The sequence below is a fragment of the Actinomyces gaoshouyii genome, assembly GCF_002076915.1.
In the GTDB taxonomy this organism is placed as follows: domain Bacteria; phylum Actinomycetota; class Actinomycetes; order Actinomycetales; family Actinomycetaceae; genus Actinomyces; species Actinomyces gaoshouyii.
Genome location: NZ_CP020468.1, coordinates 344,071 through 368,230 on the forward strand (window position 1 = coordinate 344,071; position 24,160 = coordinate 368,230).

Sequence of the window (24,160 nt, forward strand, 5' to 3'; positions counted from 1 at the left end):
GGGACGGCGGGCCGCGGGCGTTGGGCGCTCGTGGCGCGAGCGCATCAGCGGGCGCGTTTAGACTCGGCGCGTGGCACTCACTATCGGAATCGTCGGACTGCCCAACGTCGGCAAGTCCACCCTGTTCAACGCCCTGACCCGCGCGACCGTCCTGGCCGCCAACTACCCCTTCGCGACGATCGAGCCGAACGTCGGCGTCGTCCCCCTGCCCGATGAGCGACTGGGGCGCCTGGCGGAGCTGTTCCACAGCGAGCGGGAGGTCCCGGCGACGGTCTCCTTCGTGGATATCGCCGGGATCGTGCGCGGCGCGAGCGAGGGGGAGGGGCTGGGCAACCAGTTCCTGGCGAATATCCGGGAGGCGGACGCGATCTGCATGGTGACGCGGGCCTTCGAGGACCCGGACGTCGTGCACGTGGATGGCGAGGTGGACCCGGCCTCGGATATCGAGACGATCGTCACCGAGCTCGTGCTGGCCGATATCCAGACCCTTGAGAAGGCTGTCCCGCGCCTGGAGAAGGAGGTGCGCGGCAGGAAGACGGACCCGGTGGTGCTGGAGACGGCGAAGGCAGCGCTGGCGATCCTGGGGGAGGGGACGATGCTGTCCGCCGCCGTGGCCTCGGGCGCCGCGGAGAAGATGGGCGTGGATGAGGGGGCGCTTCGTTCCTTCCAGCTCATGACGACCAAGCCGGTCATCTACGTGTTCAACATGGATGATGCCGGGCTGGCCGACGAGGCCCGCCAGGCCGAGCTCCGGGCGATGGCGGCGCCCGCGGAGGCGATTTTCTTGGACGCGCAGTTCGAGGCCGAGCTCGTGGAGTTGGACCCCGAGGAGGCCGCGGAGATGCTGCACGAGAACGGGCAGGAGGAGTCCGGCCTGGACAAGCTGGCGCGGGTCGGTTTCGACACCCTGGGCCTGCAAACCTATTTGACGGCGGGGCCGAAGGAGGCCCGCGCCTGGACGATCCGCAAGGGGGCGACGGCACCCCAGGCGGCAGGCGTCATCCACACGGATTTCGAGCGCGGCTTCATCAAGGCGGAGATCGTCTCCTTCGACGATCTCATGGAGTACGGCTCCGTGGCCGAGGCCCGCGCCGCTGGAAGAGTCCGCATGGAGGGCAAGGACTACATCATGGCCGACGGCGACGTCGTGGAGTTCCGGTTCAACGTGTAGGGGGCGCCTCCGCGCTGGAACCACTGGCCGGGAACCCCGATGAGAGGGCCCGATGCGCTGACGGGGCGCGTCGGCTGAGCGGGACCGCTTCGCGAGGCGGTCCCGCGGCTGCCGGCGCAACGATCAAGTGAGGACCGAGGTGACGGCAGCCGCCACCGGCCGATCGGTCAGGGAATGGGGGCGCGGAACTGCTGTCCCGCGCCCCCATTCCCTCCTCCCTCCCCGGTGCGGGGATGGGCCGCTCATGCGCCGTGCCCGGCGGCCTCCTTCGACGCGGGGGATCAGATCTTCGCGGCGCGGTACCCGGCGTTCTCCGCGTCAGCGCCGCTGACGAAGCACTCCTCGGCCTTCGTCTGGTCGTAGAAGCGCTGACCGGGGCGGTGATAGATCGTCGACTCGCGATTGCCCTTGATCGGCGCCCAACTCGGGCACGTGTACGTCCCCGGGTTGTAGCGGCTCGCCAGTCGTCCATTCCCGCTGAAGCGGTACCATGTGGCGCCGTCCTGGGCCCAGCCGGTCGCCATCGTTCCGTCCGCCTTCAGGTAGTAGTCGCCCACCCACATGCTCGTCGCCATCGCGCCCGACGCCGTCAGGTAGTACCAGTTGCTCCCCGAGCTGATCCACGTCCCTCTCTCCATCGCGCCGGTCGGCGTGAAGTGGTACCAGGAGCCTCCGTCCTGGGCCCAGCCGGTCGCCATCGTTCCATCCGCCTTCAGGTAGTACCAGGTACCGCCCTGTGCGACCCACTGATGGGCTGCCATCCTCCCGGACGGGAGCAGGTAGTACCAGGCGCCGCCCGACTCCAGCCACCTGCCGTACTGCATCGCGCCCGTGGAATCGAAGTAGTACCAGGCCTTGCCATCGTGCGCCCAGCCGGTCGCCATCGCGCCGTCGGGCATCAGGTAGTACCAGAGGCCGTCCGGGGCGATCCACCCCCTCTTGGGCGCGCCCGCCTCGTAGAAGTACCACTTGCCACCGCTTCGCACCCAACCCGCCCGGGCCGGCGGTGCGGGCGCGGGCTGAGGCGCCGTCATCCAGATCGCGGTGGGCGACGCCGTCGCAACGACTGCGGGAGAGGGACTGGGGGAGGGGGCCTCATCCGCGGCTGCTGCTGGAATGGCCAATCCCAGCAGTGAGAGCGCGGAGATCGCTCCGATAGCCGATCGACGAAGGTGATTCATGGGATTCCTCCATATGGTGGCCCGTGCGCCGCCTCTGATGGCGGAGCATGTGGGTAAGAGCCGGAATCTCGACCGTGCCTTGGGAAATCAGGGATGGGAATGCAAGGATGAGAGCTCTCATGGGGAGTGTACGGCACCCCCATGGGGCGATCCGCATGGCCAGGGAGGACTCTTGCCGGTGCCGACCTCGCCCGGGATCGTGCGTCCCTCTCCACGGTCACCGCCATCCGGCGGGGCCCGTGCGCATGGAGCCGACCGAACCGCAGGTACCGTCTCGTCCCGTCCTTGCGCCCTCAAACTGCAAGGATGAGACGGTATCTGCGGGCTGAGACGGTAACGCCGGGCTGGGGCCGCGCCATCGGACCGCCGGCGTCCGCAGAGCGATCGTCATGCGCTGGACATATGACTGATGCCTACTCTTCTGCGGTCCCCGGCCGGGCCCCTGCCCGAGCCGTGGCCCGAACGCCAAGGGACGGCACGACGAACTCCTAGGGGGACTCATGATCAGGGTCGCGATCAACGGATACGGCAACCTCGGGCGGGGCGCGGAGCAGGCCATCTCGAAGAGCGAGGACATGGAGCTCGTCGTCGTCTTCACCCGCCGCGATCCCGCCTCGGTCACCACCCAGGGCGCCCCCGTCGCCCGCATCGACGACATGCCCGCCTGGGCGGACAAGGTGGACGTCTGCCTCAACTGCGGGGGCTCGGCCACCGACCTCGCCGAGCAGGGCCCCGCCGCGGCCGCTCACTTCACCACCGTCGACTCCTTCGACACCCACGCCGAGATCCCCAGCTACTTCGCTTCCGTCGACGCCGCAGCGAAGGCCTCCGGACACCTCGCCATCATCTCCACGGGCTGGGACCCGGGCCTGTTCTCCATGCTGCGCGTCCTGGGGGACTCGGTCCTCCCCGACGGCACCACCACCACCTTCTGGGGCCCCGGCGTCTCCCAGGGCCACTCCGACGCCGTGCGCCGCATCGAGGGCGTGCTCGACGCCCGCCAGTACACGCTGCCGGTCGCCGAGACCGTCGACGCCGTCAAGGCCGGTGAGGACGTCGAGCTCACCACCCGCTCCATGCACCGCCGCGACTGCTACGTGGTGGCCGCCGAGGGCGCTGATCTCGCTCGCATCGAGAAGGAGATCGTCGAGATGCCCAACTATTTCGCCGACTACGACACCACCGTCACCTTCATCTCCGAGCAGGAGATGGCCGCCAAGCACGCCGGCATTCCGCACGGCGGCACCGTCATCCGCCGCGGCCGGACCTCCGATGGCGTGGCCGAGCGCATCACCTTCGAACTTGCTCTCGACTCCAACCCCGAATTCACCGGCTCCGTCGTGGCCGCCATGGGCCGCGCCGCCGCCCGCATGGCCGCACGCGGCCAGACCGGCGCGCGCACCGTCTTCGACGTCACCCTCGCCGACTTGTCCCCGAAGGACCCTGCCGAGCTCCGCGCCTACTACCTCTGAGCACTGGACCTCAGCCGATCACGGTTGCGGCGGAACAAGGTGAGGTACGGGTGGGCGGCGTCGAGCACGGCCTCGGCGTCGCTCACCAGCGCCTCGTCCAGGGAGCGCGCCCGAGGAATGTCACCGGCCGCCTCGCAAGCCCGGGCGAGATTGTTCCGCGCCGACAGCGCATCGGGATGCCTTCGGCCCAGTATCCCTGCGGCGTCGTCGACGATCCGCTCATGGAGAGCCACCGCCTCGCGCGCCCGACCCGCGTCCGCGCAGGCGCCGGCCAGGGCGCTGCGGGCGGTGAGCGACTGGGGAGCTTCCGCTCCGAGCAGCCTCTCGGTCCCGGCGACCACCTGCTCCAGCAGCGTCACCGCCGAGGCCGGATCCCCAGCCGCGCGGTGGGCCCGGGCCAGATGGAAGCGCGCGCCCAGCACCCGGTGATCCTCCGGCCCCAGCTCGTGGGACAGCTCGGCGACGGCGCCCGCGAGCGCGATCGCCTCCTGCGGGCGACCGGCCGCCGTCGCATCGCGCAGCGCGTCGACAAGAGCGGCGCCGTCGTCGTGCCCCTCGCCGGGCGCTGGATTCTGCGCACCCCCGTGCATATGCGTGCTCATGGGGATACTGCTCCTCTCTCAGGTGATGGGCCACCGCAGTGAACGGTACCGTTGTTCGTCACCGCCCCAGGAGCACGCCATGTCGATCAGTGCCACCGGGGCCCATCGCGCCCCGCTCCCGCGTCGCGCCCCGTCGGTCCCGCTGGATGACGCAGGCCGACGGGTGGCGCCGGGGCGATCAGCCGAAGTAGGCGCGCATCATCTCCGCCAGGCTCGTGCCGTAGCCGGGGTCGGTCGCCCAGCCGACGCGGGCTGGGTTCTCCTTGATCCCCAGGTATTGCACGTACGGTGCGGTGCCCTTGCGCACATAGGAGAATCGCGGGTCCACCACCGGGTGAGCGAGCGAGGACGCCGAAACGGAGGAATCGGCGTAGGCGCGCAGATGCTGTACCTGGGCGCGTAGGCCGGTCCTCACGTCCGCGAAGGAGGCGCCGCGGACACCGCCGCCCGTGGCCCCCAGACCCCCGAAGTTGAACTGGCCGATGCTCACATCGCCGCCGAAGCGCAGCCAGGCGGTCTCCTTCATCACCTGGCAGAACAGCAGTTCGGGGCTCACCCCCTCCGACGTCGCCTCGTCGTAGATGATCCCCGCAAACGCCTCGATCGTGGGCGCGCCCCCAGCGCTGAGCGCCGACGACGGGTAGGGACTGCCGGAGGAGCGGTAGGCGCTCGCCATCGAGGAGATGAGTGCCTCCCGGCTCGATGACGGCGCGGTGAGCACCGGGGTCAAGTCGGCATAGCCCAGCCATGCGCCATTGGCGGCGAAGCGAGAGGAGCGCCCGTCGACGGGCACGGTGCCCGTGGCCATCGCCCCCGAGCCGTAGAGGTAGTACCAGGTGGTCCCCTCCTTCAGCCAGCCGGTGGCCATGGCGCCGGAGGTGGGGGCGAGGTGGTACCAGTGCCCGCCGTCGAACAGCCAGCCGGTGGACATGGCGCCGGAACCGGTGAGGTAGTACCAGGTGGTCCCCTCCTTCAGCCAGCCGGTGGCCATGGCGCCGGAACCGGTGAGGTAGTACCAGTGCCCGCCGTCCTTCACCCAGCCGGTGGCCATGGCGCCCGAGCCGGTGAGGTAGTACCAGTGCCCGCCGTCCTTCACCCAGCCGGTGGCCATGGCGCCCGAGCCGGTGAGGTAGTACCAGTGCCCGCCGTCGAACAGCCAGCCGAGCGTCCTCGCCCCATTGAGACCGAAGTGGTACCACTGGCCGCCCCTCGCAACCCATCCGGTGGCCCGCGCGTGGGCAACGGCGGCGGGTGGCGCGGCGACGGCCGTGCTGGCGGGAATGGCGATACCGCCGAGCGCTGTGACGGCGAGGGTCAACGATGCGGCCGATGAGAGGGTGCGGGACGGCATGAAGGGCCTTTCGAGTCGAGGAGCACAAGCGTGGGACAGATGCGACTCCAGGGATGGGTGAGATCTATTATGTCAATGGATTCCCTGTGCTCTCAGGCAGCCCTGTGGACGACGACATCGGCCCCGTCTCGCTTGGAGGAGACGGGGCCGATATCTGTTGCGCGAAAAGGGCCTACGAGAGGCCCTGCTGCTGGTACGGCGAGGGCTGATCGCCCCCGCCCGCCCACGCATCCGGCTCGTCCCGCACCGCGAAGGTGAGGTGGAGGACCGAGATGAGCAGGAGGATCGCGCCGCTGACCGCCAGGAGGATCGCGCCAGAGCCGACGGAGGCGCCCGTGGCCCCCTCCAGGTCCGGTGCGTCCCCGGAGAATCGGATGATGTTCCGGAAGCCGTCGCTGACCGCCAGGAGGGCGGATACGGTGCTCGCGATCCCCGTGAGGATCAGCCGAGACCGCTGCGGGGTGATGATCGCGGCGAGGCCGATGCCGGTCGCGATGATGAAGACCGCCAGGAGCATGAGCGCCTCTTGGAGGCCGTCCCCGTTCCAGTAGTTGAACGACCAGGTCCCAGTGTCGAAGGTGATGGTGACGATTGGCAGGAAGGTCGAGACGAGGCACAGGATGGACAGGACCGGCACGGCGTACAGCAGGAGGCGGCGCCAGAGGGAGGCGGCCCCGTTCTCGTCCCGTGGGAAGGACCTCTCTGAGGCGGGCTGGTCGCCCCCCGAGGGCACAGCGAAGGCGGGGATAAGAGGTTCAGGTGACGTCCGGGGCGCGCTGCTCCTGACGGGATCGGCACTGGGGCCCGACGGCGCCTCACCACTGCCGGGGGCGCCGGGCATTGCCGCCGCGGGGGCAGTGGGCTCAGAGGCGGCGGGGACCTCCATGCCCGGAACCGCGGTGATGATCTCCGGGGCGGACGCGGGCGGGATGATCTCGGGGGCGGAGTGCGCCGAGCGGGCCGAATGCACCGAGACGACGGCGGGTGAGTCGATATTGCCGACCGGGGTCGCCGTGTCGTCCGCCGACGCCGAGGCAGCGCCTGAGGCTGAGCGCGACGACGGTTCCGAGGCCGTTGCCGATGCGGCGGAGGCCCACGTGGAATCTGCCGCGGCGCCGTCGTCCGACACCGCCCGCTCCGCGGTCGACTGCTCGGCCGCCTCGGACTCCAGGAGGGCGGCCCGCTGCTCGATCCACACGGCGAGCTCCGGGTAGCAGGCCGGGTGCTTGCGCACGAGCGGATGCAGATCCGGGCGGAACTGGGCGATCCGGGCGAGATCCATTTGGGTGATCGCAGGGTTCGCGAGGTCGGCAGGGGTGCACGACATCGGATCAAGGACGGTCATGAGATCTCCTGTAGGGGTTCTCCACTGAGGCCACGGTACCGCGTCCCTCGCGCCGGAAGACAGCCCCGCAGGCGCCGGGCCCGCCGCCCCAGCGCCGTGGGCCCTAGCCGAGCCAGGCGCCCGAGGGGGAGAAGGAGTGTGCCACGCGGTCGATCATGACCCTGCCCGTGGCCATGGCGCCGGAACCGGTGAGGTAGTACCAGGTGCCGCCCTGGTAGAGCCAGCTGTTGGCCCGCATCGCACCGGAGTCGTCGAGGTAGTACCAGGTGGTCCCGTCCTTCAGCCAGCCGGTGGACATCGCGCCACTGTCCCCCACGTGATACCAGGAAGCGCCTGAACGGATCCATCTGCTCGTGGACATGGCGCCTGAGGCGCCGAGGTGGTACCAGGCGGCTCTACTGGCCACCCATTGGTTGGCGGCCATCCGTCCGGAACCGGGGGCGAGGTAGTACCAGGAGGAGCCGTCCTGCGCCCAGCCGGTCCTCATCGAGCCATCCGCTCCCAGGTAGTACCAGGAGGAGCCGTCCTTCAGCCAGCCGGTGGACATCGCGCCGTCGGGACCCAGGAAGTACCAGCCTCCCCTCCAACTCACCCAGTCGCTCTCAGTGGCGTAGGGGCTGTTGGAGAACCAGTAGTAGCTCCCGTCGCTGCGTCTCCAACCGGTGAGCGCGGTGGCGACGCCGTGCCGGTAGGCCGCGACGCGGGGACTGCCCGACCAACGGGTGCGCAGGACGAGCCCGCCGCTCGTGGCGTCGACGTCGGCGAGGTGGACGCCGTCGTCGGCGAGGGCGACGACGAAGCTGATGCGCCCGGATGCGCGGACCTCATCCGCTGAGTACCACCTGGTGCCGAGGCGGTCCAGGATGCGCTGGGTGGCGGGCGACAGGGCTCGGAAGCGCCCGGTCTGGAAGGCGATCTCGGGGCGCAACGCGGTCAGGAAGCCCTCGCTGCTGGAGGAGATGGAGCCGTGATGGCCGAGCTTGAGGACGTCAACGTCGCCGATCAGCGGGGCCAGGCGGTCCTCGTCGCCGTAGAAGTTCTCGATGTCCGATGCCAGGAACGCCGAGCGCCCATGGGCAGTGACCTTGACGCCCCAGGCGCTCTCGTTGGCGTCGTAGATATAAGGGGGCTGCTTGTAGGACTCGTCGTAGTTGACGATCTCGATGCGCATGTCCCCGAAGTCGAAGGTGGGAGACGCTGTGGTGGGTGCGCTGGGGTCGGGTGCGACGGGGGCGCCGGGGACCAGGTGCTGGATGAGAGCGGAGCCGTGCTCGGCGCGGGCCCTGCCCGCCGCTGCGATCATCCGGTCGTAGACGTACTGGTTGTCCCACAGCTTGCGCGGGTTGTTGATCCAGGCGTCGGAGTACTCGGGGGCGTAGATCCGCTTCGGATGGTACTTCTCGATGACGGTGTCGGCGGTGCCGATGTGGTCGGAGTGGGCGTGGGTGCCGATGTAGAACTCGAGGTTGTCGGGGCTCACGCCGAGCTCGTCGAGGTAGGCCCACATGGCGTCCTCGTCCGGCGCCCCTTGGGCCACCCCTGGGCGCAGGGGGTAACGGGGGTCATCGCCCCGGGGATAGTCCTTGTCCTCTCCGGAGTCGACGAGCGCGAAGCGCCCGTTGCTCTCCAGCACGATGACATCGGAGTCGATGAAGGACAGGATGTGGATCGACTCCTCGGTCGAAGCGAGGGGCGAAGTAGGCGGAGTGGAGGCGGAGGCGGAGGCCGAGCCGATGGCGGCCAGTGCGGCGCCGACGAGTACCGGCGCGATCGTGCTGAGGGCCCGGCGCAAGGCGCGGCTGGAGGCGCCCTGGGATCTTGGTTCGCTGTTGGATTCGGGCATAGCCATATCAGTCTCCTCGGGATGCCCCGCTCCCGCCTGGGGAGGGCGGAGTGCGGGGGAGGTGCGCCACTGCCGGATCTGGGAGCGTGGCGTCGGGCGAGGATACCTGGGCGGGTCGTCCTCACAGGTTGTGGTTCCCCGTGATTCCAGTGATTTTCGGCATGAAGCGCGAGGTCGGGCGGTCCGGTGTGAGATACGCGTCGATGGTCGCGGCTCGGCGAGTGGCATCGGGCTCGGGATCGATGCGGGGCGCGACGAGCATGCCGGCGCCGGTGGCGCCTCCCCATTCGGGACCCGGGCGCGCCTGTCTAGGCTGAGGCCATGACGAACTCGACGCCCTCCGGGCCCATCGACGGGATCCTCGCGGCGGCCGCCGCCGACTGGGCCGGGGAGGCCGCCGCGGGCCCGGGCACTGCCCCCGGAGCCCCCGGAGCTCCCGGAGCCGCCGCTCTCGCCGCGGCCCTGGCCGACGGGCGCCTCATGCTCTGGCAGGCCGATGCCCGCGACACCCACCGCGTCGCCCGGCTCCTGGCACTGCGCGGGACCACGATCCAGGAGGCACTCGAGGCCGCCCCCGGCATGATCGACTCGATCCCCGTGCTCGTCCTCGCCTCCTTGGAGGACCCCGCCCATCCCGACGACGTCGACGCCGCGATCTCCGTGGCCCTCGCGGGCGCCTTCCTCCTGCCCGCCGACTCCGACGAGGGCCGGGAAGCCTCCTGGATGGTCACCGGTCTCATCCTCGACCCAGCCGCCAAGACCCGCCCCATCGGCCGCGATCTTCTCGAGGGCCTCGCCGAGGCGGTCGACATCGCAGACCCCGGCGCCCCACTGTGGGCTTTCGTCGAGGCCGGCGAGCACGCCGTCGTCGCCAGCCACCTCGCCGCCGGCTTCAAGAAGGTGGAGCAGCGCCCTCACTACGCAGGCATCACCTTCCCCACCGGTGATGGCGCACTGCTCGTCCGCGAGCCCCGGGCGCGCCCGGAGGAAGAAGGGTCCGACGGCGCGGCCTGAACCACCCCGCCGGACCTCCCGCCGTCCGCGGCTGTCAGCGGCTGACCGGCCGGGGATCGGTCAGCCGCACGGCGTCGCGCGGGACCTCGTACTCCACCCCCGGGTAGCGCCCGAACTGCTCCTCCGCAGCCACCCGTGGCCGGGTGGCGTCCATAACGGCGAGGACTTGCCCCGGTGTCGGCCATGTCCTGCTGCCATCGCGGCCCACGGGGCTGATCGGCCCGGCGAGGACGCCCTGCTTCGGACGGACCATGAGCCGGCCCGGCCGACTGCGGTCCCGCAGGGCGTGCGCGCGCCAGGTCAGCGCCGGGTGGCTCGTCCACCAGGAGGCGACGTGGAGCCAGAAGCCCCGCTCCGTCACGGCGCGGTCGGCCAGCGCATGGAAGTTCACCTGCGCCCCCAGGTACTTCCCGGCCGCGATCAGTCCTATCGTGCCGGGAACGCCCTGCGGAGACGCCGCGTAGCCGTGGTTGTCCGCCGTGTACTCCTGGGCGCGGCTCAGGGCCGACCCGATGATCGGGATCTGCATGCCCAGTGTCGTGATCGCCAGGCGCAGGAAGGAGGCGTGGCCCGCGGCCAGGTGCCCCACCTCATGATTGATGACGAAGCGCAGCGCCTCCGGATCGCGCGCCGAGCCGCCCACCTCGAACAGGTCGGAGTGGATGATGACGTAGCGGCGGAGCCCGTGCCCAGTGGCGAAGGCGTTGATCGTCCCATTGCCGGGCACCACATAGGCGTCCGGCACGCGCCGTAGCCCGAAATTGTGCGCGGCCTCCACGACCATCCGGTACCCCTCGGGGAACTGCGTGACGCTCATCTGCACCCCCTGCGCGCGCTGCTGCGCATACAGGATGGCGCGCGCCGCCCACAGGAGGATCGGGAGGAGGGGGATGAGGAGGAGGTACTGGTCCAGAGAGTTCGTGATGTACGAGCGCACCTCCGCCCCTACCCCAGTGGGCTCGGGGTCGACGATCAACCAGGCGATGAAGCCCATCCATGAGGCGTAGACGCCCAGTGTCAGCAGCCCGCAGACTGCCATGAGAGGGAGCTCCTTGGGATGGCGCAACGCACGGATCCCGAACCATCCGTGGATGGTCGCCCCATTGAAGAGGGCGGGGGGCTCCACCGGTGGCTGGACCGTCTGGGGGACCCGAGCGGCGGAGGTCATTCCGGTGGGGGCGCCCGGCGCCGTGCCCGGCGTGGGGCTCTGCGAGGACTGTCCGTCCAGGGGAGCTCCGGAGACGGTCTCAGGGAAGTGCTGCTGCGTCATATGCGGCACTGTAATGGGTCTCGCGCATGGGACTGTCGTCCTGCGGACGGACATGGCACCGACGCGCCCCAGCCTGGGGGTGGGGACCGGCTCCCGGGTGCTGCGATCGGATCCCTATGGTCTCCGCCACTATGCTCCCGCCGTAGCGGTGGCGACGGCGGCGCGCGAGAATCCTCCTCATGAATGAGCGCCGAGCCGAGCCCCTGAGCCCGCGGCCCGAGGGCGTGATGGAGGTCTTCCCCAGCGCTGCCGCGGGAGACGCGGCCGCCACCGCCGTCTTGTCCGGCTATGAGGGGATCGAGGGCGACGGCGGCTTCGGGGCCGCCTGCCCAGGGCCCGCCTGGCACGCGGTCATGCTCGCCTGGATCTGGCGCGCCGCCATCATCGGGCTCGCAGGCTACGGGCTCTGGCACCAGCTTGAGCCGGCGCTGCGAGCCGACGGCATCGTCGGCGGACACGCCCTCGTCCTCCAGCAGCTCCGTTTCTTCACCACCCTGAGCAACGCGGTCGCCCTCGTGGCCATGGCGGGCGCCCTCCTCGAGCCGCTCGTGGGGCGCACGGGCGCCTTCAGCCTGGGGATGCGCGCGCTCGGCCAGCGGGTGCGGGGCCTGGCGGTCGTCATGACGGTGTTCACGCGGCTCGTCTTCGGATTCCTGAAGGACGGCTTCGATGAGCCCATCAGCTGGATCCCGCATCTGGCCCTGCCCGCCGCCGATGCTCAGGCGGGAGGCGGCTGGTGAGCGCCGCAGCCCCGGACGGGCGCCACTCCACCACCGGGCGCCCGGACCGCGCCACCCCCTGGGCGATGCAGATCGCCGTGCGCTACGACAAGGTCGCCCCTCCGCGGTCGATCGACGTCGCCGAGGCCGCCGCCCGTGCTGTCGTCCGCCTCCTGGCCGACCCCCGCAGCGCCCCCGGTGGGATCTGGGCCCAGGAGGTCGGCTACTGGCGCGACGGCCGTATCCGCAAGCTCGTGCGCCGCACCCGGGGCAAGCGCTGGGAGGAGGTCCAGGAGCTGCCCGGCCTCACGGTCGAGCAGGGTGGGCCATTGGGCTGGGGGCGCGCCGCCGCGCGGGCCTTCGTCCCCGGTCCCGTCCGCCCCCTTCCGCAGCCACTGGCCAAGACCCAGGTGGAGGGCACCCATTTCCCCGACGGCGCGGCCCTCCCGCCCCCGCCCGCCGCCATCACCGCTGCCCTCGGCAAGGACCCCGCCAGCGCGCCGCAGCGGATTGCTCTGGGTGCGGAATCGGCGTCGTCGGGGGCACTGGTGATCATCGAGGTGACGCCCCTGCATGAGATGACCTCCGGGAAGCTCTGCGCGCAGGCTGCCCATGCCGCTCAGCTCGCCTGGGAGAGCGCGGCCATGCCCGAGGCGCTGCGGGAGGCCTGGGCGGCTGACGGCTTCCGGGTGCGCATCGAGCGCCCGGATCGCGCCGCATGGGAGGCGGCGAGCAGGCCCGTGAGCGTCGTCGACGCCGGGTTCACCGAACTCGACGGCCCCACGGAGACCACGCGCGCCCACTGGTGAGCAGCGGGCGCAAAGAGCGGGACGGCGGCGGGGCCGGGCCCGCCGATCAGGCTGACGCGGGGGCCCTGTCGCGGGCAGAGTCGCGGAACACCCACAGGCGCACGAACACGTACAGGTACAGGCCCTCGCAGCAGGCGGAGATGACCCGGGCCACCAGCGCGTCGACACCGAGCCAGTGCAGGAGGCTGGACAGCCCCAGGATGAAGATGACGTACTGGCTGATCAGACCGATGAAATAGCGGCCGCCCTGGAGGGCCAGGTGCTCATGGGACTGGAAGTTGAGCCAGCGGTTGAGCAGCAGCGAGTACACCCCGGCGATCGTGTAGCCCATCGTGACCGCCAGGGAGTACCACCAGTGCAGGTGGTTGTAGAACACGCTCAGGCAGGCGATGTCGAGCAGGAAGGCCGAGCCGTTGATGACCGCGTAGCCGATGAAGGTCTCCGGGATGAGGCGGCGCAGGCGCGCTGGGATCGCGCGGTGGACAGTCCCGGTGAAGCGGGCGAAGCCCTCGGGGGCGCGTGAGGCGCGAGCCGCCGGCGCCGGGGCGCCGCCGGGAGCCTCCGGGGCGCTGAGAGGGTCGGCCGATTCGCGTGCGGCGCTTCGCTTCCCCGCCACGACGGCGGCCTCGGGCCTCGTGCTCGCCATACCAGTCCTTCCTCGCGCTCGCGACCGGGGACCGCCGGCTGTGGCTCGCGGCGCCCCCATGCCATCCAAGTCTTGCTCAGCCGCGCCCCCGCGACCAACTCCTCCAGGCGGATAACGGGCGCCGCGCCCTCCGCCGCGCCGCCCGCGGACGGCCCCGCCTGCGAGGCAATGACGTTCGCAGGAACGTTCGCACGTGCAGGAGGCGGCCGCCGGCCGTACCGGTAGGAACTAGGAACAAGGCCCTCATCCGCGCCGGTTCATCATCGGTGCGAGGATGCGGCCATGCCCGAGACACCCGCACTGCCCGTCCCCTCCGGCCCCGCAGACACCGCGCGCGGCGCGCTCCACGACGTCGATGTCTACGCCCGCGAGCTCATGGACTACGTGTCCGCCTCCCCGAGCTCCTACCACGCCGCCGCCGAGGCCGCGCGGCGACTGGCCGCCGCCGGATTCACCGCTCTCGACGAGACCGAGCCCTGGGGGCCCGCCACGCCCCGGCGCGGCTACGCCGTCCGCGACGGCGCCATCGCCGCCTGGGTCCTGCCCGAGGCTCCCGGGAGCGCCAGCGCCTTCCGGATCGTCGGCTCGCACACCGACTCCCCCGCCCTCAAGCTCAAGCCGGCGGCCCGGATGGGCCGCGACGGCTTCTCGCTCATCGGGGCCGAGGTCTACGGCGGACCCCTGCTCAACTCCTTCCTCGACCGCGAGCTCGGCCTGGCCGGGAGGCTCGTCACCCGTGACGGCGCCGGCCACCTCGTGCGAACCGGCCCCATCGCCCGCGTCGTCCAGGTAGCCCCGCACCTCGACCGCAGTGTCAACGAGTCCCTCCACCTCGACCGCCAGGCCCACCTGGCCCCCATCTGGGCCCTGGGTGCCGCGGGCGCCGCCGACGACGTCGAGGCCCACCTGTGCGAGATCGCCGGGATCGAGCGGGGAGACCTCGCCGGCCACGACATCCTCACCTATCCCACCGAGGCCCCCGCCCGGTTCGGCCGCCGGGCCGAGTTCATCGCCTCCTCCCGCCTGGACAACCTCAGCTCCGTGATCGCGTCACTGGTAGCGCTGGAGTCGCTGTGCTCAGGTGAGGGCGGGCGGACCGTCGGCGGTGGGACGGCGTCGGGCGATGTCGTCGTCCTGGTCGCCAACGACCATGAGGAGGTCGGCTCCGGCACCCGCTCCGGCGCCGCCGGCCCCTTCCTCGAGCAGGTCCTGCGGCGCCTGGCGAGGGCGCTGGAGATCACCGGCGAGGCCTACGAGGCGATGCTCGCGCGCTCGACCTGCCTCAGCGCCGACGCCGCGCACTCCGTCCACCCCGGCTACGGCGGGCTCCACGACCCCGTCGTGCGCCCCGTGCTCGGCGGTGGGCCCGTCCTCAAGATCAACGCCCAGCAGCGCTACGCCACCGACGCGATCGGCCGGGCCCTTTGGGAGCGGGCCTGCGCGGCTGCGGGCGCGCCCCATCAGGTCTTCGTGTCCAACAACGCGGTGCCCTGCGGGACGACCATCGGGCCGATCACCGCCCAGCGCCTCGGGATCACCACTGCGGACGTCGGCCAGCCGATCCTGTCCATGCACTCCCAGCGGGAGATGTGCGCCGTCGTCGATGGGCCATGGCTCGCCCAGGCGCTCGCCGCCTACTGGGCCGGGGCATGAGCGGCGTGCGCACCGCCGGGGCGCGCGCATCGGATCCCTGCCCCTGCGGGAGCGGCGCGGTGTTCGGCGCGTGCTGCGAGCCGATCCACGACGGCGCCCCCGCCCCAACCGCCGAGGCCCTCATGCGCTCGCGGTACTCGGCCTTCGTCGTCGGCGACGAGGACCACATCTTCCGCACCTGGCACCCGCGCACACGCCCGCCCGGGCCGTACTGCCACCCCGGAACGGCCTGGCTGGGCCTGCGGATCGTGGAGACGGTCGGCGGGGGAGCGGGGGATGAGACCGGCATCGTGGAGTTCGTGGCCCGCTACCGGGCCTGGGACGGGCGCGGCGGGGTCGTGGAGGATGAGCTGGCCGAGCGCAGCTGCTTCATCCGCCGCGCCGGCCGCTGGCTCTACGAGACCGCCCTCTGAGCGAAACCGGTCGAAAACAGCACCGAGACCGGTCGAAATCAGGATCGAAACCGGTTCGGCGCGCCGACCGCCCCAGGGGCGGACGGCGCGCCGAACGGCCGGCCGACCTTCACCGCCAGGCGCCGCGCCAGTACTGGACCGGCAGCCCCGCCTCGCGCCAGTCGTTGACACCCAGCTCATGGGCCCAGCGCACGGGCAGGTAGGGATCCCGCAGGGCTGGGCGGCCCACTGCGATCGCGTCGGTATCGCCCGCGGTCAGGATCGCCTCGGCCTGAGCTGCGGAGTCGATCACCCCCACCGCGGCCACAATGATGCCCGCGCCCGGCCCGCCGTCGGCGGCCGAGGCCGCTAGGGCGGCGCGCGCCTGGGCGGCGTAGGGCACCTGGTAGCCAGGGCCCACCGGCACCGTCCCGGGCACGTTTCCGCCGGTGGACACATGAATGGCATCGACGCCGGCGGCCGCGAGCTCGATCGCGAAGCGCGCGGTGTCCTGGCCGGTGAGCCCGCCCTCGGCCCAGTCGGTGGCCGACAGGCGGATTCCGAGCGCCCGCGGGGCAGCCGCCTCAGCGCCGCCGGTAGCGCCCGCCGCGCTCCCGGCGTCGTCGATGGCATGGCGCACTGCGGCGACCACCTGGAGCGGGAAGCGGCGGCGGCCCGCCTCATCGCCCCCGAAGGCGTCGGAGCGGGTGTTGGACAGCGGCGAGAGGAACTGGTGGACGAGATAGCCGTGCGCGCCATGGATCTCGATGAGGTCGTAACCGGCGGCGGCCGCCCGGCGCGCGGCCCGGGCGAAGGCCTCCACGAGCCGCGCGATCCCGGCCTCGTCCAGCTCGCGCGGGACCGCGTGCCCCTCGCTGGGATAGGCGATCGCGCTGGGCGCCACGAGGTCCCAGCCCTGAAGCGTCCCCGCGCGGGCGCCCGCCACATCCGGCCGCCACGGGGGCGTGCCCGCCTTGCGGCCGCCGTGCCCGAGCTGCACCCCGGCCAGCGCGCCGCCGTCGTGGATCGCCGCGACGATACGGCGGTGCCCCTCGATCTGAGCGTCGTCCCACAGACCCAGGTCGAACTCGGACAGCCGCCCCTCGGGGGTCACCGCGGTGGCCTCGACGATCACCGTGCCGAAGCCGCCGACGGCGCGCGTCCCGTAGTGCAGGACGTGCCAGTCGGTGACGACGCCGTCGTGCTCCTGAACGCTGTACATGCACATGGGCGGCAGCCACAGGCGGTTGCGGGCGGTCAACGGGCCGATCCGGAGGGGTGAGAGGAGGCCTGGAGTGCTCATGCCGCGACGCTACGACCCTCCGAGCCCCAAGGGCAGGGGGAAGGCGGGGTGAGAAGCATCGTTCTCCTCTGGGGGAACATGGGAACATGGGGCGCCCGGCAGAGAGACGGACCGGTCTTGATCCTCATATCTACCGGTCTCGATGCTGTTTTCGACCGGTCTCGATGAGGAGGGGCGGGAGGGGTAGCGTGATGCCGTGACCTCCCGCAATCAGCAGCCCGGCTACTACCCCTACGGGCACCCCCTGCACGCTCCCGCTCCCGCGACCGCCCGGATCGACGACGTCGCCCTCGTCTTCGAGGGGGGCGGCATGCGCGGCGCCTACACCGGCGCCCTCGTGCGCGCCCTGCTGGAGGAGGGCCTGGAGTTCGGATGGGTGGGCGGCATCAGCGCAGGTGCGACCAATGCCGTCAACATGGTCACCCGCGACACCTGGCGCGCCCGCGAGGCCTACCTCGGCATGCCGCTGCTCGGCGATGCCGGTGGCTGGGGCAGCTTCGCCCGCGGCCGCGGCTACTTCAACTCCGATCGCATCTACCACCACACCTCCGCCCCGGACGAGGAGATGCCCATCGACTGGCCGACCCTCGAGGCCTCCGACGCCGAGCTCGTCCTGGGCGCCTTCCGCTGCGACACCGGTGAGCAGGTCTACTTCCACCGCTCCGACATGCCCACCCCCGCTGATCTCCTCGCCCGCGCCCAGGCCTCCGCGTCCATGCCGGTGCTCATGCCCGTGGTCGAGATCGACGGCGCCCCCTACCTCGATGGCGCTCTCGGGCCCACCGGGGGGTTTGCCACCGATGCCGCGCTCGCCGACGGCTATGAGCGCCTCCTCGTGATCTCCACCCGCCCCGCCGGCTACCGCAAGCCCGAGGAGAAGCGCCCCGAGGTCTACCGACGGCTCCTGCGGCAGTACCCCGCGGCCGCCGATGCCCTCATCAACCGCCCGCGCCACTACAACGCCACCCTGGAGGACCTCGAGCGGCGCTGCGCCGAGGGAAGCGCCTACCTGTACTGCCCCGACCGCATGAACATCGCCAACGGCGAGCTGCGCTACGACCGCCTCACCACCGCTTTCGAGGCGGGACTCGTCCAGGCCCGGCGGGAGATGCCTGCGATCAGGGCGTTCCTCGGACTCTGAGCCGCGCCCGCGGGGGCGCGTCCTCGCGCGGCCGCGTCTCAGCGCGGGCGTGCCACCGCGCAGCGCTCGATCCGCTCGCCGTCGAAGCCGAAGGGCAGGATCGCGGGCACGGGCGGGCCGCCGTCGAGAGCCGCGGCGAGGCGCTCCAGGACGACCCGCTCATGCGGCGGGACCGGCTCGGGGAGGTCCGCCAGTGCGAACCACCGCAGCCCCGCGCATCTCGTGCCCTCCATGATCCGTGGCTCGCCCGTCCAGGAGCGCGCGGCGAAGAAGAAGTCGACGCGCTGCTCCAGCGCCGCCCCGCCCACGTCGTTCGAGCGGTGCATACCGGTGAGCGGCTCGAGGCCCGCCGCGCCGACGTCGATGCCGAGCTCCTCGCGGGCCTCGCGCACGGCCGCCGCCACGACTGATTCGCCCGCCTCCACATGGCCGGCGGCGCCGCTGGCCCAGTAGCCGTCCATGAAGCCCGTGCCCCGGCGCAGCTGGAGCAGCACCTGCGGTGAGGAGGCCGGCCCGCCTTTGGAGGCCGGCCCGGCCCCGGGCGCCTCGCGCAGAAGCAGGATGTACACGGCTGGGATGAGGGCGAAGCGGGGCGGGACCATGCCGACCACGGTACCGGCAGTCCGCGCGCCGTCAGGCGGCATACCGACGATGGGGCTGTCGGTGCCGCCGCCTGCCTGCGCGACCTGACGGCCTTCCGGGGCGTATCCTCCGGCCGCCCCATGCGACCCGCTGTGTACATCTTTTCGTAACAAAACCTGTACAAACTGCCGGGGTCGGCCCGGGTCCCATGGCCGCGCGCTCTACCCACTCCACCGGAGGTCCCTATGACGACTACAACAATCTCGCGCCGCATGTTCGGCGGCCTCGGCGCTGCCGGTGTCACGGCCGTCCTCCTGAGTGCTTGCGGCTCCAGCGGCTCCGGCAACTCCTCCTCCGGCGGCCAGGGCGCTGCCTCCGGCGGTCGGCTCACCCTCGCCTACAACTCCGACGGCCCTCACAAGGCCTGGGTCGAGGCCGTGTGCAACTCCGTGTCCAACACGCTGGGCATCACGATGGAGCCGCTGCCTCTCGCCCAGTTCTCCGAGCTGCGCAGCCAGATCACCGATCGCACTCTCGTTGGAGCCTTCCGCACCGGCTGGCAGGCCGACTACCCGGCGATGGCCAACTTCCTCGGCGCCCAGTACCGGACGGGCGCCGGCTCCAACGACAGCGACTACTCCAACCAGGAGTTCGACCGCCTCCTGAGCGAGGCGGCCGTCGCCTCCGACGAGGCCGGTGCCACCGACCTGCTCCTGCAGGCCCAGAGCCTGCTCCTGCAGGATCTGCCGACCATCCCGCTGTGGTACCAGAACGGCTTCGGCGGCCACTCCAGCCTGGTGTCCGGCGTCGTCTTCGACTGGAAGTCCGTGCCCGCCTACGGCCGCATCGCGACCACCGCTCCCGGTGGCGTCGTGCGCGCCAACGGCACCGAGCCGCAGAACCCCCTCATCCCCTCCAACACCAACGAGGTCGGAGGCGGGCGCGTCATCGACCTCCTCTTCGCCAACCTCGTGCGCTTCGAGACCGACGGCACCCTCGTCAACGAGGTCGCCGAGTCCATCGAGACCCAGGACAACCGGACCTACACCGTCAAGATCAAGGACGGTTGGACCTTCACCGACGGCACCCCCGTCACCTCCGACTCCTTCATCAAGGCGTGGAACTACGGCGCGCTGCTGTCCAACGCCCACCTGTCGAGCTACTTCTACGACGTCATCGAGGGATTCTCCTACGATAAGGACTCCGAGCTCACCGGCCTGGTCAAGGTCGACGACCTGACCTTCACCATCACGCTCAAAGCGCCGGCCTCCGACTTCAAGCAGCGCCTGGGCTACTCCGCTTTCGCGCCGCTGCCCGAGGTCGCCTTCGCGGACATGAAGGCCTTCGGCCAGGCCCCCATCGGCAACGGCCCCTACAAGATCGACTCCTGGACCCACGACGCCGAGATCGTCCTGTCCAAGAACACCGACTACAAGGGCGGCCAGCAGATCGCCAACGAGGGCGTCACCTTCACCCTCTACGCGGACTACGACGCCGCCTACAACGACCTGCTCGCCGATTCCCTCGACGTGCTCGATGCGATTCCCGACTCCGCGCTGTCCTCCTTCGTCGGCGAGCTGGGCTCGCGCGCGGTCAACCAGCCCGGCGCCGTCATCCAGGGCTTCTCCATCAACGTCAGCGCTGAGCACTTCAAGATGGATGAGGAGGGCCGCCTGCGTCGCGCCGCGATCTCGCGCGCCATCAACCGCAAGGAGATCTGCGACACGCTGTACTACGGCACCCGCACGCCCGCCTCGGACTACACCTCGCCGGTCATCGCCGGCTGGACCGAGTCCGTCAAGGGCAACGAGGTCCTGAGCTTCGACGAGGCCGAGGCCAAGCGCCTGTGGGAGCAGGCCAACGCCATCTCCGAGTTCTGAGCCCGGTCGGAGGCGGCCATCAGGCCGGCTCCCTCTCCTCCGGGCCCGTACCCCGCACGGTATGGGCCCGGAGCACGTCGGGACCGCCCCGACCCGCCCCACACCCCGATCCACCCAAGGAGGCGCCGATGGTCCGTTACGCCGGACGCAGGCTGCTGCAGATGATCCCCGTCTTCTTCGGGGCCACCCTCCTCATCTACGCGATGGTCTTCGCCCTGCCCGGCGACCCCGTCGCCGCTCTCGGCGGTGAGCGTGCGCTCAGCCCTGCCGTCCAGGAGCAGATCCGGGCCGCCTACAACCTGGACAAGCCCTTCCTCGTGCAGTACCTGCTCTTCCTCAAGGGCGTGTTCACTTTCGACCTGGGCACCACCCTGCGAGGCTCGCGCCCCATCGCCGACGTCCTCGCCGGCGCCTACCCCGTGACGATCCGCTTGTCCCTCATGGCCCTGTTCCTCGAGGCGGTCGCCGGTATCGTCGTCGGCTTCATCGCCGGCGTGCGCAAGGGCCGCTGGTTCGATGCCACCGCCCTCGTGCTCTCCCTCGTCGTTATCGCCGTGCCCACCTTCGTCATCGGCTTCCTCCTGCAGTTCTTCATCGGCGTGCGCCTGGGGTGGCTGCCGGTCACCGCGGGCGAGGCCCCCGGGTTCAAGGAACTGCTCATGCCGGCGCTCGTGCTCGGAGCCGTCTCCTTCGCCTACGTGCTGCGCCTGACGCGCACACAGGTCGCCGAGAACCTCTCCGCCGACTACGTGCGCACCGCCCGCGCCAAGGGCCTGTCCGGTGCGCGCGTCATGGTCGTCCACGTCCTGCGCAACTCCCTGGTCCCCGTCGTCACCTTCTTGGGAGCCGACCTCGGCGCGCTCATGGGCGGAGCGATCGTCACCGAGGGCATCTTCAACATCAACGGCGTCGGAGGCACGCTTTACAAGGCGATCCTCCAGGGCGAGGGCCCCACCGTCGTGTCCTTCACCACGGTCCTCATCCTCGTCTTCATCATCTCCAACCTCGTCGTGGACCTGCTCTACGCCGCTCTCGACCCGAGGATCCGCTATGCCTGACACCCCCCGCACCGCCGCCCGCCCCGGCCAGGAGCGCTACGTCGCCGAGGTCGACGAGCAGGGCCTGGGCGCCGTCGACGCCGTTCCCGACGACTGCGCGCCCTCCTCCGTGTGGGTGGAGGCCTGGAGGCAGCTGCGCCGCCGTCCGATCTTCTGGGTCTCCGCCGTCCTCATCCTCGGCGCGCTCACCCTGGCCGTCGCCCCGGGGCTGTTCACCGGTGCCGATCCGGCCTTCTGCGAGCTCAAGAACTCCTACGGCCCCGCTAGCAGCGGTCACCCCTTCGGTTTCGACCGCCAGGGCTGCGACATCTTCGCGCGCACCGTGCACGGCGCGCGCGCCTCGGTCACCGTTGGTGTGCTCACGACGCTCATCGTCGTCGTCATCGGCGCCGTCGTCGGCTCGCTCGCCGGCTTCTTCGGCGGCTGGATCGACGCCCTGCTCGCCCGCTTCACCGACATCTTCTTCGCGGTGCCCTTCGTGCTCGCTGCGATCGTCGTCATGCAGATGTTCAAGGGACGCTCCTCCATCGTCACCGTCGTCATGGTGCTGGCGATCTTCGGCTGGCCGCAGATCGCCCGCATTACCCGCGGCGCCGTCCTGGGCGTCAAGAACGAGGATTTCATCACCGCCGCCCGCTCGCTCGGCTCCGGCCGCCTGGCGATCCTCGTGCGACACGTGCTGCCCAACGCCGCCGCACCGATCATCGTCACCGCGACCGTCCAGCTCGGCTCCTTCATCGTCTCCGAGGCGACACTGTCGTTCCTCGGCGTCGGCCTGCCGCCGAAGGTGGTCTCCTGGGGAGCGGACATCGCCACCGCGCAGGCCGCCCTGCGCGACCATGCCTCCGTCCTTCTCTACCCGGCCGGGGCCCTGGCCCTGACCGTCCTCGGATTCATCATGATGGGCGACGCCGTGCGCGACGCCCTCGACCCGAAGGCCCGCAAGTGAACACCGAGAATATCCTCGCCGCTGACGCCGCGCCCCTGCTCGAGGTCCGCGACCTCGAGGTCGCCTTCCGCTCCTCCACCGGGCTCGTGCCCGCCGTGCGCAAGGCGAGCCTCACCCTCTACCCGGGACAGTCACTCGCCGTCGTCGGCGAGTCCGGCTCTGGCAAGTCCACCCTCGCCTCCGCCGTCATCGGCCTGCTGCCCGGAACCGGGCGCGTGACCGGTGGCAGCATCGTCTTCGACGGTCAGGACATCACCCGGGCCGACGCACGCGTCTACCAGGCCCTGCGCGGCAGCGACATCGGCCTGGTCCCCCAGGACCCGATGAGCAACCTCAACCCCGTGTGGTCCATCGGGTTCCAGGTCAAGGAGGCCCTGAGGGCCAACGGCCTGGCCGGGGTCGCCGACGCCCGCCTCGCCGCCCTCGCGGCTGCGGAGAAGGGCGAGGGCAGGCCGACGGGAGGACGCATCGACGTCGATGAGCAGGTCGCCCTCCTGCTGGAGGATGCCGGGCTGCCCGACGCCGCCCGCCGCGCCCGCCAGTACCCGCACGAGTTCTCCGGGGGGATGCGCCAGCGCGCCCTCATCGCCATCGGGCTGGCCGCCCGGCCCAAGCTGCTCATCGCCGACGAGCCCACCAGCGCTCTCGACGTCACCGTCCAGCGCCGCATCCTTGACCACCTGGGCGAGCAGATCCACACGCTCGGCACCGCGATGCTGTTCATCACCCACGACCTGGGCCTGGCCGCCGAGCGCGCCGAGCACATCGTCGTCATGCACCGCGGGCGCGTCGTCGAGTCCGGCCCCTCGCTCGAGGTCCTTCAGGACCCGCGCCACCCCTACACCCAGCGCCTGGTCAAGGCCGCGCCCTCGCTCGCCTCGCGCCGCATCCAGACGGCCCACGCCGCCGGCATCCGGGTCAGTGAGGACGAGCTCGGCGTGCACGAGATCGCCGCCGACGTCGACGAGGTCCTGCGCGTCGAGCACCTGACCAAGGTCTTCGACGTGCGCGGCGCCAAGGGCGAGGCCAAGACCCTCACGGCCGTTGACGACGTCACCTTCGGCGTGCGCCGCGCCACCACCACGGCCCTCGTGGGGGAGTCCGGCTCGGGCAAGTCCACAGTCGCCAACATCATCCTCAACCTCCTCGACCCCACCTCCGGCAAGGTCTTCCACAACGGGGTCGACCTGTCAACGCTGGGGGCCAAGGAGCTGTTCGCGCTGCGCCGCATCATGCAGCCGGTCTTCCAGAACCCCTACGGTTCCCTCGACCCCATGTTCTCGATCTTCCGGGTCGTCGAGGAGCCCCTGCGGGTCCACCGCGTGGGCACCCGCAAGGAGCGCGAGGCGCGGGTGGCCGAGCTTCTCGACCTCGTCTCCCTGCCGCGCTCAGTCATGCGCCGCTACCCCAACGAGCTCTCCGGCGGTCAGCGCCAGCGCGTCGCCATCGCCCGGGCCTTGGCCCTCAAGCCGGAGATCATCGTGCTCGACGAGGCCGTCTCCGCCCTTGACGTCCTCGTCCAGGCGCAGGTCCTGCGCCTGCTGACCGACCTGCAGTCCGAGCTGGGCCTGACCTACCTGTTCATCACCCATGACCTGGCCGTCGTGCGCCAGATCGCCGACGACGTCGTCGTCATGGAGCACGGGCGTCTCGTCGAGGCCGGGCCCTCCGACGACCTGTTCGCCCACCCGCAGCGGGACTACACGCGCGAGCTCATCAACGCCGTGCCGGGTGCCTCCATCCCGCTGTACGGTGAGGAGACCCGCGGGTGATCCCGTA

The 24,160-nt window shown here is 71.0% G+C and carries 20 protein-coding genes and 1 pseudogene; 12 read left to right on the forward strand and 9 right to left on the reverse strand.

Features of this window, described 5'->3' with window-relative positions; translation table 11 throughout:
- Positions 1 to 70: 70 nt before the first annotated feature.
- On the forward strand, positions 71 to 1,171 hold the full coding sequence (ychF, locus tag B6G06_RS01345; protein ID WP_081170574.1) for a redox-regulated ATPase YchF: 1,101 nt from the start codon (positions 71 to 73) through the stop codon (positions 1,169 to 1,171).
- A gap of 281 nt (positions 1,172 to 1,452) precedes the next feature.
- On the opposite strand, the gene B6G06_RS01350 is transcribed toward ychF, so the two are convergent.
- On the reverse strand, positions 1,453 to 2,352 hold the full coding sequence (locus B6G06_RS01350) for a sunset domain-containing protein (RefSeq protein ID WP_081170576.1): 900 nt from the start codon (positions 2,350 to 2,352) through the stop codon (positions 1,453 to 1,455).
- 500 nt (positions 2,353 to 2,852) lie between these two features.
- Here B6G06_RS01350 and B6G06_RS01355 point away from each other — a divergent pair, with 500 nt between their 5' ends.
- Entirely contained in the window at positions 2,853 to 3,824 is a 972-nt protein-coding gene (locus B6G06_RS01355; RefSeq protein WP_081170578.1) for a diaminopimelate dehydrogenase, read from the forward strand.
- Here the strand turns inward: B6G06_RS01355 and B6G06_RS01360 are convergent.
- From B6G06_RS01360 to B6G06_RS01375, 4 genes and pseudogenes are all read right to left on the reverse strand, one after another.
- Positions 3,815 to 4,426 carry a tetratricopeptide repeat protein gene (locus tag B6G06_RS01360; protein ID WP_081170580.1) on the reverse strand — a complete coding sequence of 204 codons (612 nt, stop codon included), beginning with the start codon at positions 4,424 to 4,426 and terminating at the stop codon, positions 3,815 to 3,817. The two genes, B6G06_RS01355 and B6G06_RS01360, sit on opposite strands and share 10 nt — an antisense overlap.
- A gap of 178 nt (positions 4,427 to 4,604) precedes the next feature.
- Positions 4,605 to 5,654: pseudogene (locus B6G06_RS01365) on the reverse strand (glucosaminidase domain-containing protein); the annotation flags it as partial.
- Between the two features lie 295 nt (positions 5,655 to 5,949).
- A complete protein-coding gene (locus B6G06_RS01370; protein WP_081170584.1) occupies positions 5,950 to 7,122 on the reverse strand; it encodes a variant leucine-rich repeat-containing protein in 1,173 nt (390 codons plus the stop codon).
- A gap of 103 nt (positions 7,123 to 7,225) precedes the next feature.
- Positions 7,226 to 8,971 (reverse strand): MBL fold metallo-hydrolase, encoded by a 1,746-nt coding sequence (locus tag B6G06_RS01375; protein ID WP_164505175.1) that lies wholly within the window; start codon positions 8,969 to 8,971, stop codon positions 7,226 to 7,228.
- Positions 8,972 to 9,286: 315 nt separating this feature from the next.
- Between B6G06_RS01375 and B6G06_RS01380 the strand changes: the two genes are divergently transcribed.
- Positions 9,287 to 9,979 (forward strand): hypothetical protein, encoded by a 693-nt coding sequence (locus tag B6G06_RS01380; protein ID WP_081170588.1) that lies wholly within the window; start codon positions 9,287 to 9,289, stop codon positions 9,977 to 9,979.
- 34 nt (positions 9,980 to 10,013) lie between these two features.
- Here B6G06_RS01380 and B6G06_RS01385 read toward each other — a convergent pair whose 3' ends face one another.
- On the reverse strand, positions 10,014 to 11,147 hold the full coding sequence (locus tag B6G06_RS01385) for a M48 family metallopeptidase (protein ID WP_081172123.1): 1,134 nt from the start codon (positions 11,145 to 11,147) through the stop codon (positions 10,014 to 10,016).
- A 281-nt stretch (positions 11,148 to 11,428) separates the two neighbouring features.
- Here B6G06_RS01385 and B6G06_RS01390 point away from each other — a divergent pair, with 281 nt between their 5' ends.
- Positions 11,429 to 11,989, forward strand: coding sequence for a hypothetical protein (locus tag B6G06_RS01390; protein ID WP_081170590.1), 561 nt, complete (start codon positions 11,429 to 11,431; stop codon positions 11,987 to 11,989).
- Positions 11,990 to 12,054: 65 nt separating this feature from the next.
- Positions 12,055 to 12,777 (forward strand): peptidyl-tRNA hydrolase, encoded by a 723-nt coding sequence (locus tag B6G06_RS01395; RefSeq protein WP_081172125.1) that lies wholly within the window; start codon positions 12,055 to 12,057, stop codon positions 12,775 to 12,777.
- 46 nt (positions 12,778 to 12,823) lie between these two features.
- On the opposite strand, the gene B6G06_RS01400 is transcribed toward B6G06_RS01395, so the two are convergent.
- Positions 12,824 to 13,423, reverse strand: a complete 600-nt coding sequence (locus B6G06_RS01400; RefSeq protein ID WP_081170592.1) for a GtrA family protein — start codon at positions 13,421 to 13,423, stop codon at positions 12,824 to 12,826.
- Between the two features lie 282 nt (positions 13,424 to 13,705).
- Here B6G06_RS01400 and B6G06_RS01405 point away from each other — a divergent pair, with 282 nt between their 5' ends.
- Positions 13,706 to 15,076 (forward strand): M18 family aminopeptidase, encoded by a 1,371-nt coding sequence (locus tag B6G06_RS01405; protein ID WP_081170594.1) that lies wholly within the window; start codon positions 13,706 to 13,708, stop codon positions 15,074 to 15,076.
- Positions 15,073 to 15,489, forward strand: a complete 417-nt coding sequence (locus tag B6G06_RS01410) for a YchJ family protein (RefSeq protein WP_080463187.1) — start codon at positions 15,073 to 15,075, stop codon at positions 15,487 to 15,489. The genes B6G06_RS01405 and B6G06_RS01410 overlap by 4 nt, the downstream gene beginning before the upstream one ends.
- A 109-nt stretch (positions 15,490 to 15,598) precedes the next feature.
- Here the strand turns inward: B6G06_RS01410 and B6G06_RS01415 are convergent, their stop codons facing one another.
- Positions 15,599 to 16,771 (reverse strand): oxidoreductase, encoded by a 1,173-nt coding sequence (locus B6G06_RS01415; RefSeq protein ID WP_081170596.1) that lies wholly within the window; start codon positions 16,769 to 16,771, stop codon positions 15,599 to 15,601.
- A gap of 196 nt (positions 16,772 to 16,967) precedes the next feature.
- Here B6G06_RS01415 and B6G06_RS01420 point away from each other — a divergent pair, with 196 nt between their 5' ends.
- Positions 16,968 to 17,912, forward strand: coding sequence for a patatin-like phospholipase family protein (locus B6G06_RS01420; protein ID WP_081170598.1), 945 nt, complete (start codon positions 16,968 to 16,970; stop codon positions 17,910 to 17,912).
- Positions 17,913 to 17,950: 38 nt separating this feature from the next.
- Here the strand turns inward: B6G06_RS01420 and B6G06_RS01425 are convergent, their stop codons facing one another.
- The gene (locus B6G06_RS01425) at positions 17,951 to 18,514 is read right to left on the reverse strand and encodes an NUDIX hydrolase (RefSeq protein ID WP_081172127.1); all 564 of its coding nucleotides are present in this window, start codon (positions 18,512 to 18,514) and stop codon (positions 17,951 to 17,953) included.
- Between the two features lie 225 nt (positions 18,515 to 18,739).
- Here B6G06_RS01425 and B6G06_RS01430 point away from each other — a divergent pair, with 225 nt between their 5' ends.
- From B6G06_RS01430 to B6G06_RS01445, 4 genes are all read left to right on the forward strand, one after another.
- The gene (locus B6G06_RS01430; RefSeq protein ID WP_081170600.1) at positions 18,740 to 20,374 is read left to right on the forward strand and encodes an ABC transporter substrate-binding protein; all 1,635 of its coding nucleotides are present in this window, start codon (positions 18,740 to 18,742) and stop codon (positions 20,372 to 20,374) included.
- A 128-nt stretch (positions 20,375 to 20,502) separates the two neighbouring features.
- On the forward strand, positions 20,503 to 21,432 hold the full coding sequence (locus B6G06_RS01435; protein ID WP_080463183.1) for an ABC transporter permease: 930 nt from the start codon (positions 20,503 to 20,505) through the stop codon (positions 21,430 to 21,432).
- Positions 21,425 to 22,381: an ABC transporter permease gene (locus B6G06_RS01440; protein ID WP_080463182.1), complete on the forward strand. Its 957-nt coding sequence runs from the start codon at positions 21,425 to 21,427 to the stop codon at positions 22,379 to 22,381. Before B6G06_RS01435 ends, B6G06_RS01440 begins: the two co-directional genes overlap by 8 nt.
- Positions 22,378 to 24,153, forward strand: coding sequence for a dipeptide ABC transporter ATP-binding protein (locus B6G06_RS01445; RefSeq protein ID WP_081170602.1), 1,776 nt, complete (start codon positions 22,378 to 22,380; stop codon positions 24,151 to 24,153). The genes B6G06_RS01440 and B6G06_RS01445 overlap by 4 nt, the downstream gene beginning before the upstream one ends.
- The last annotated feature ends 7 nt before the right edge of the window (positions 24,154 to 24,160 follow it).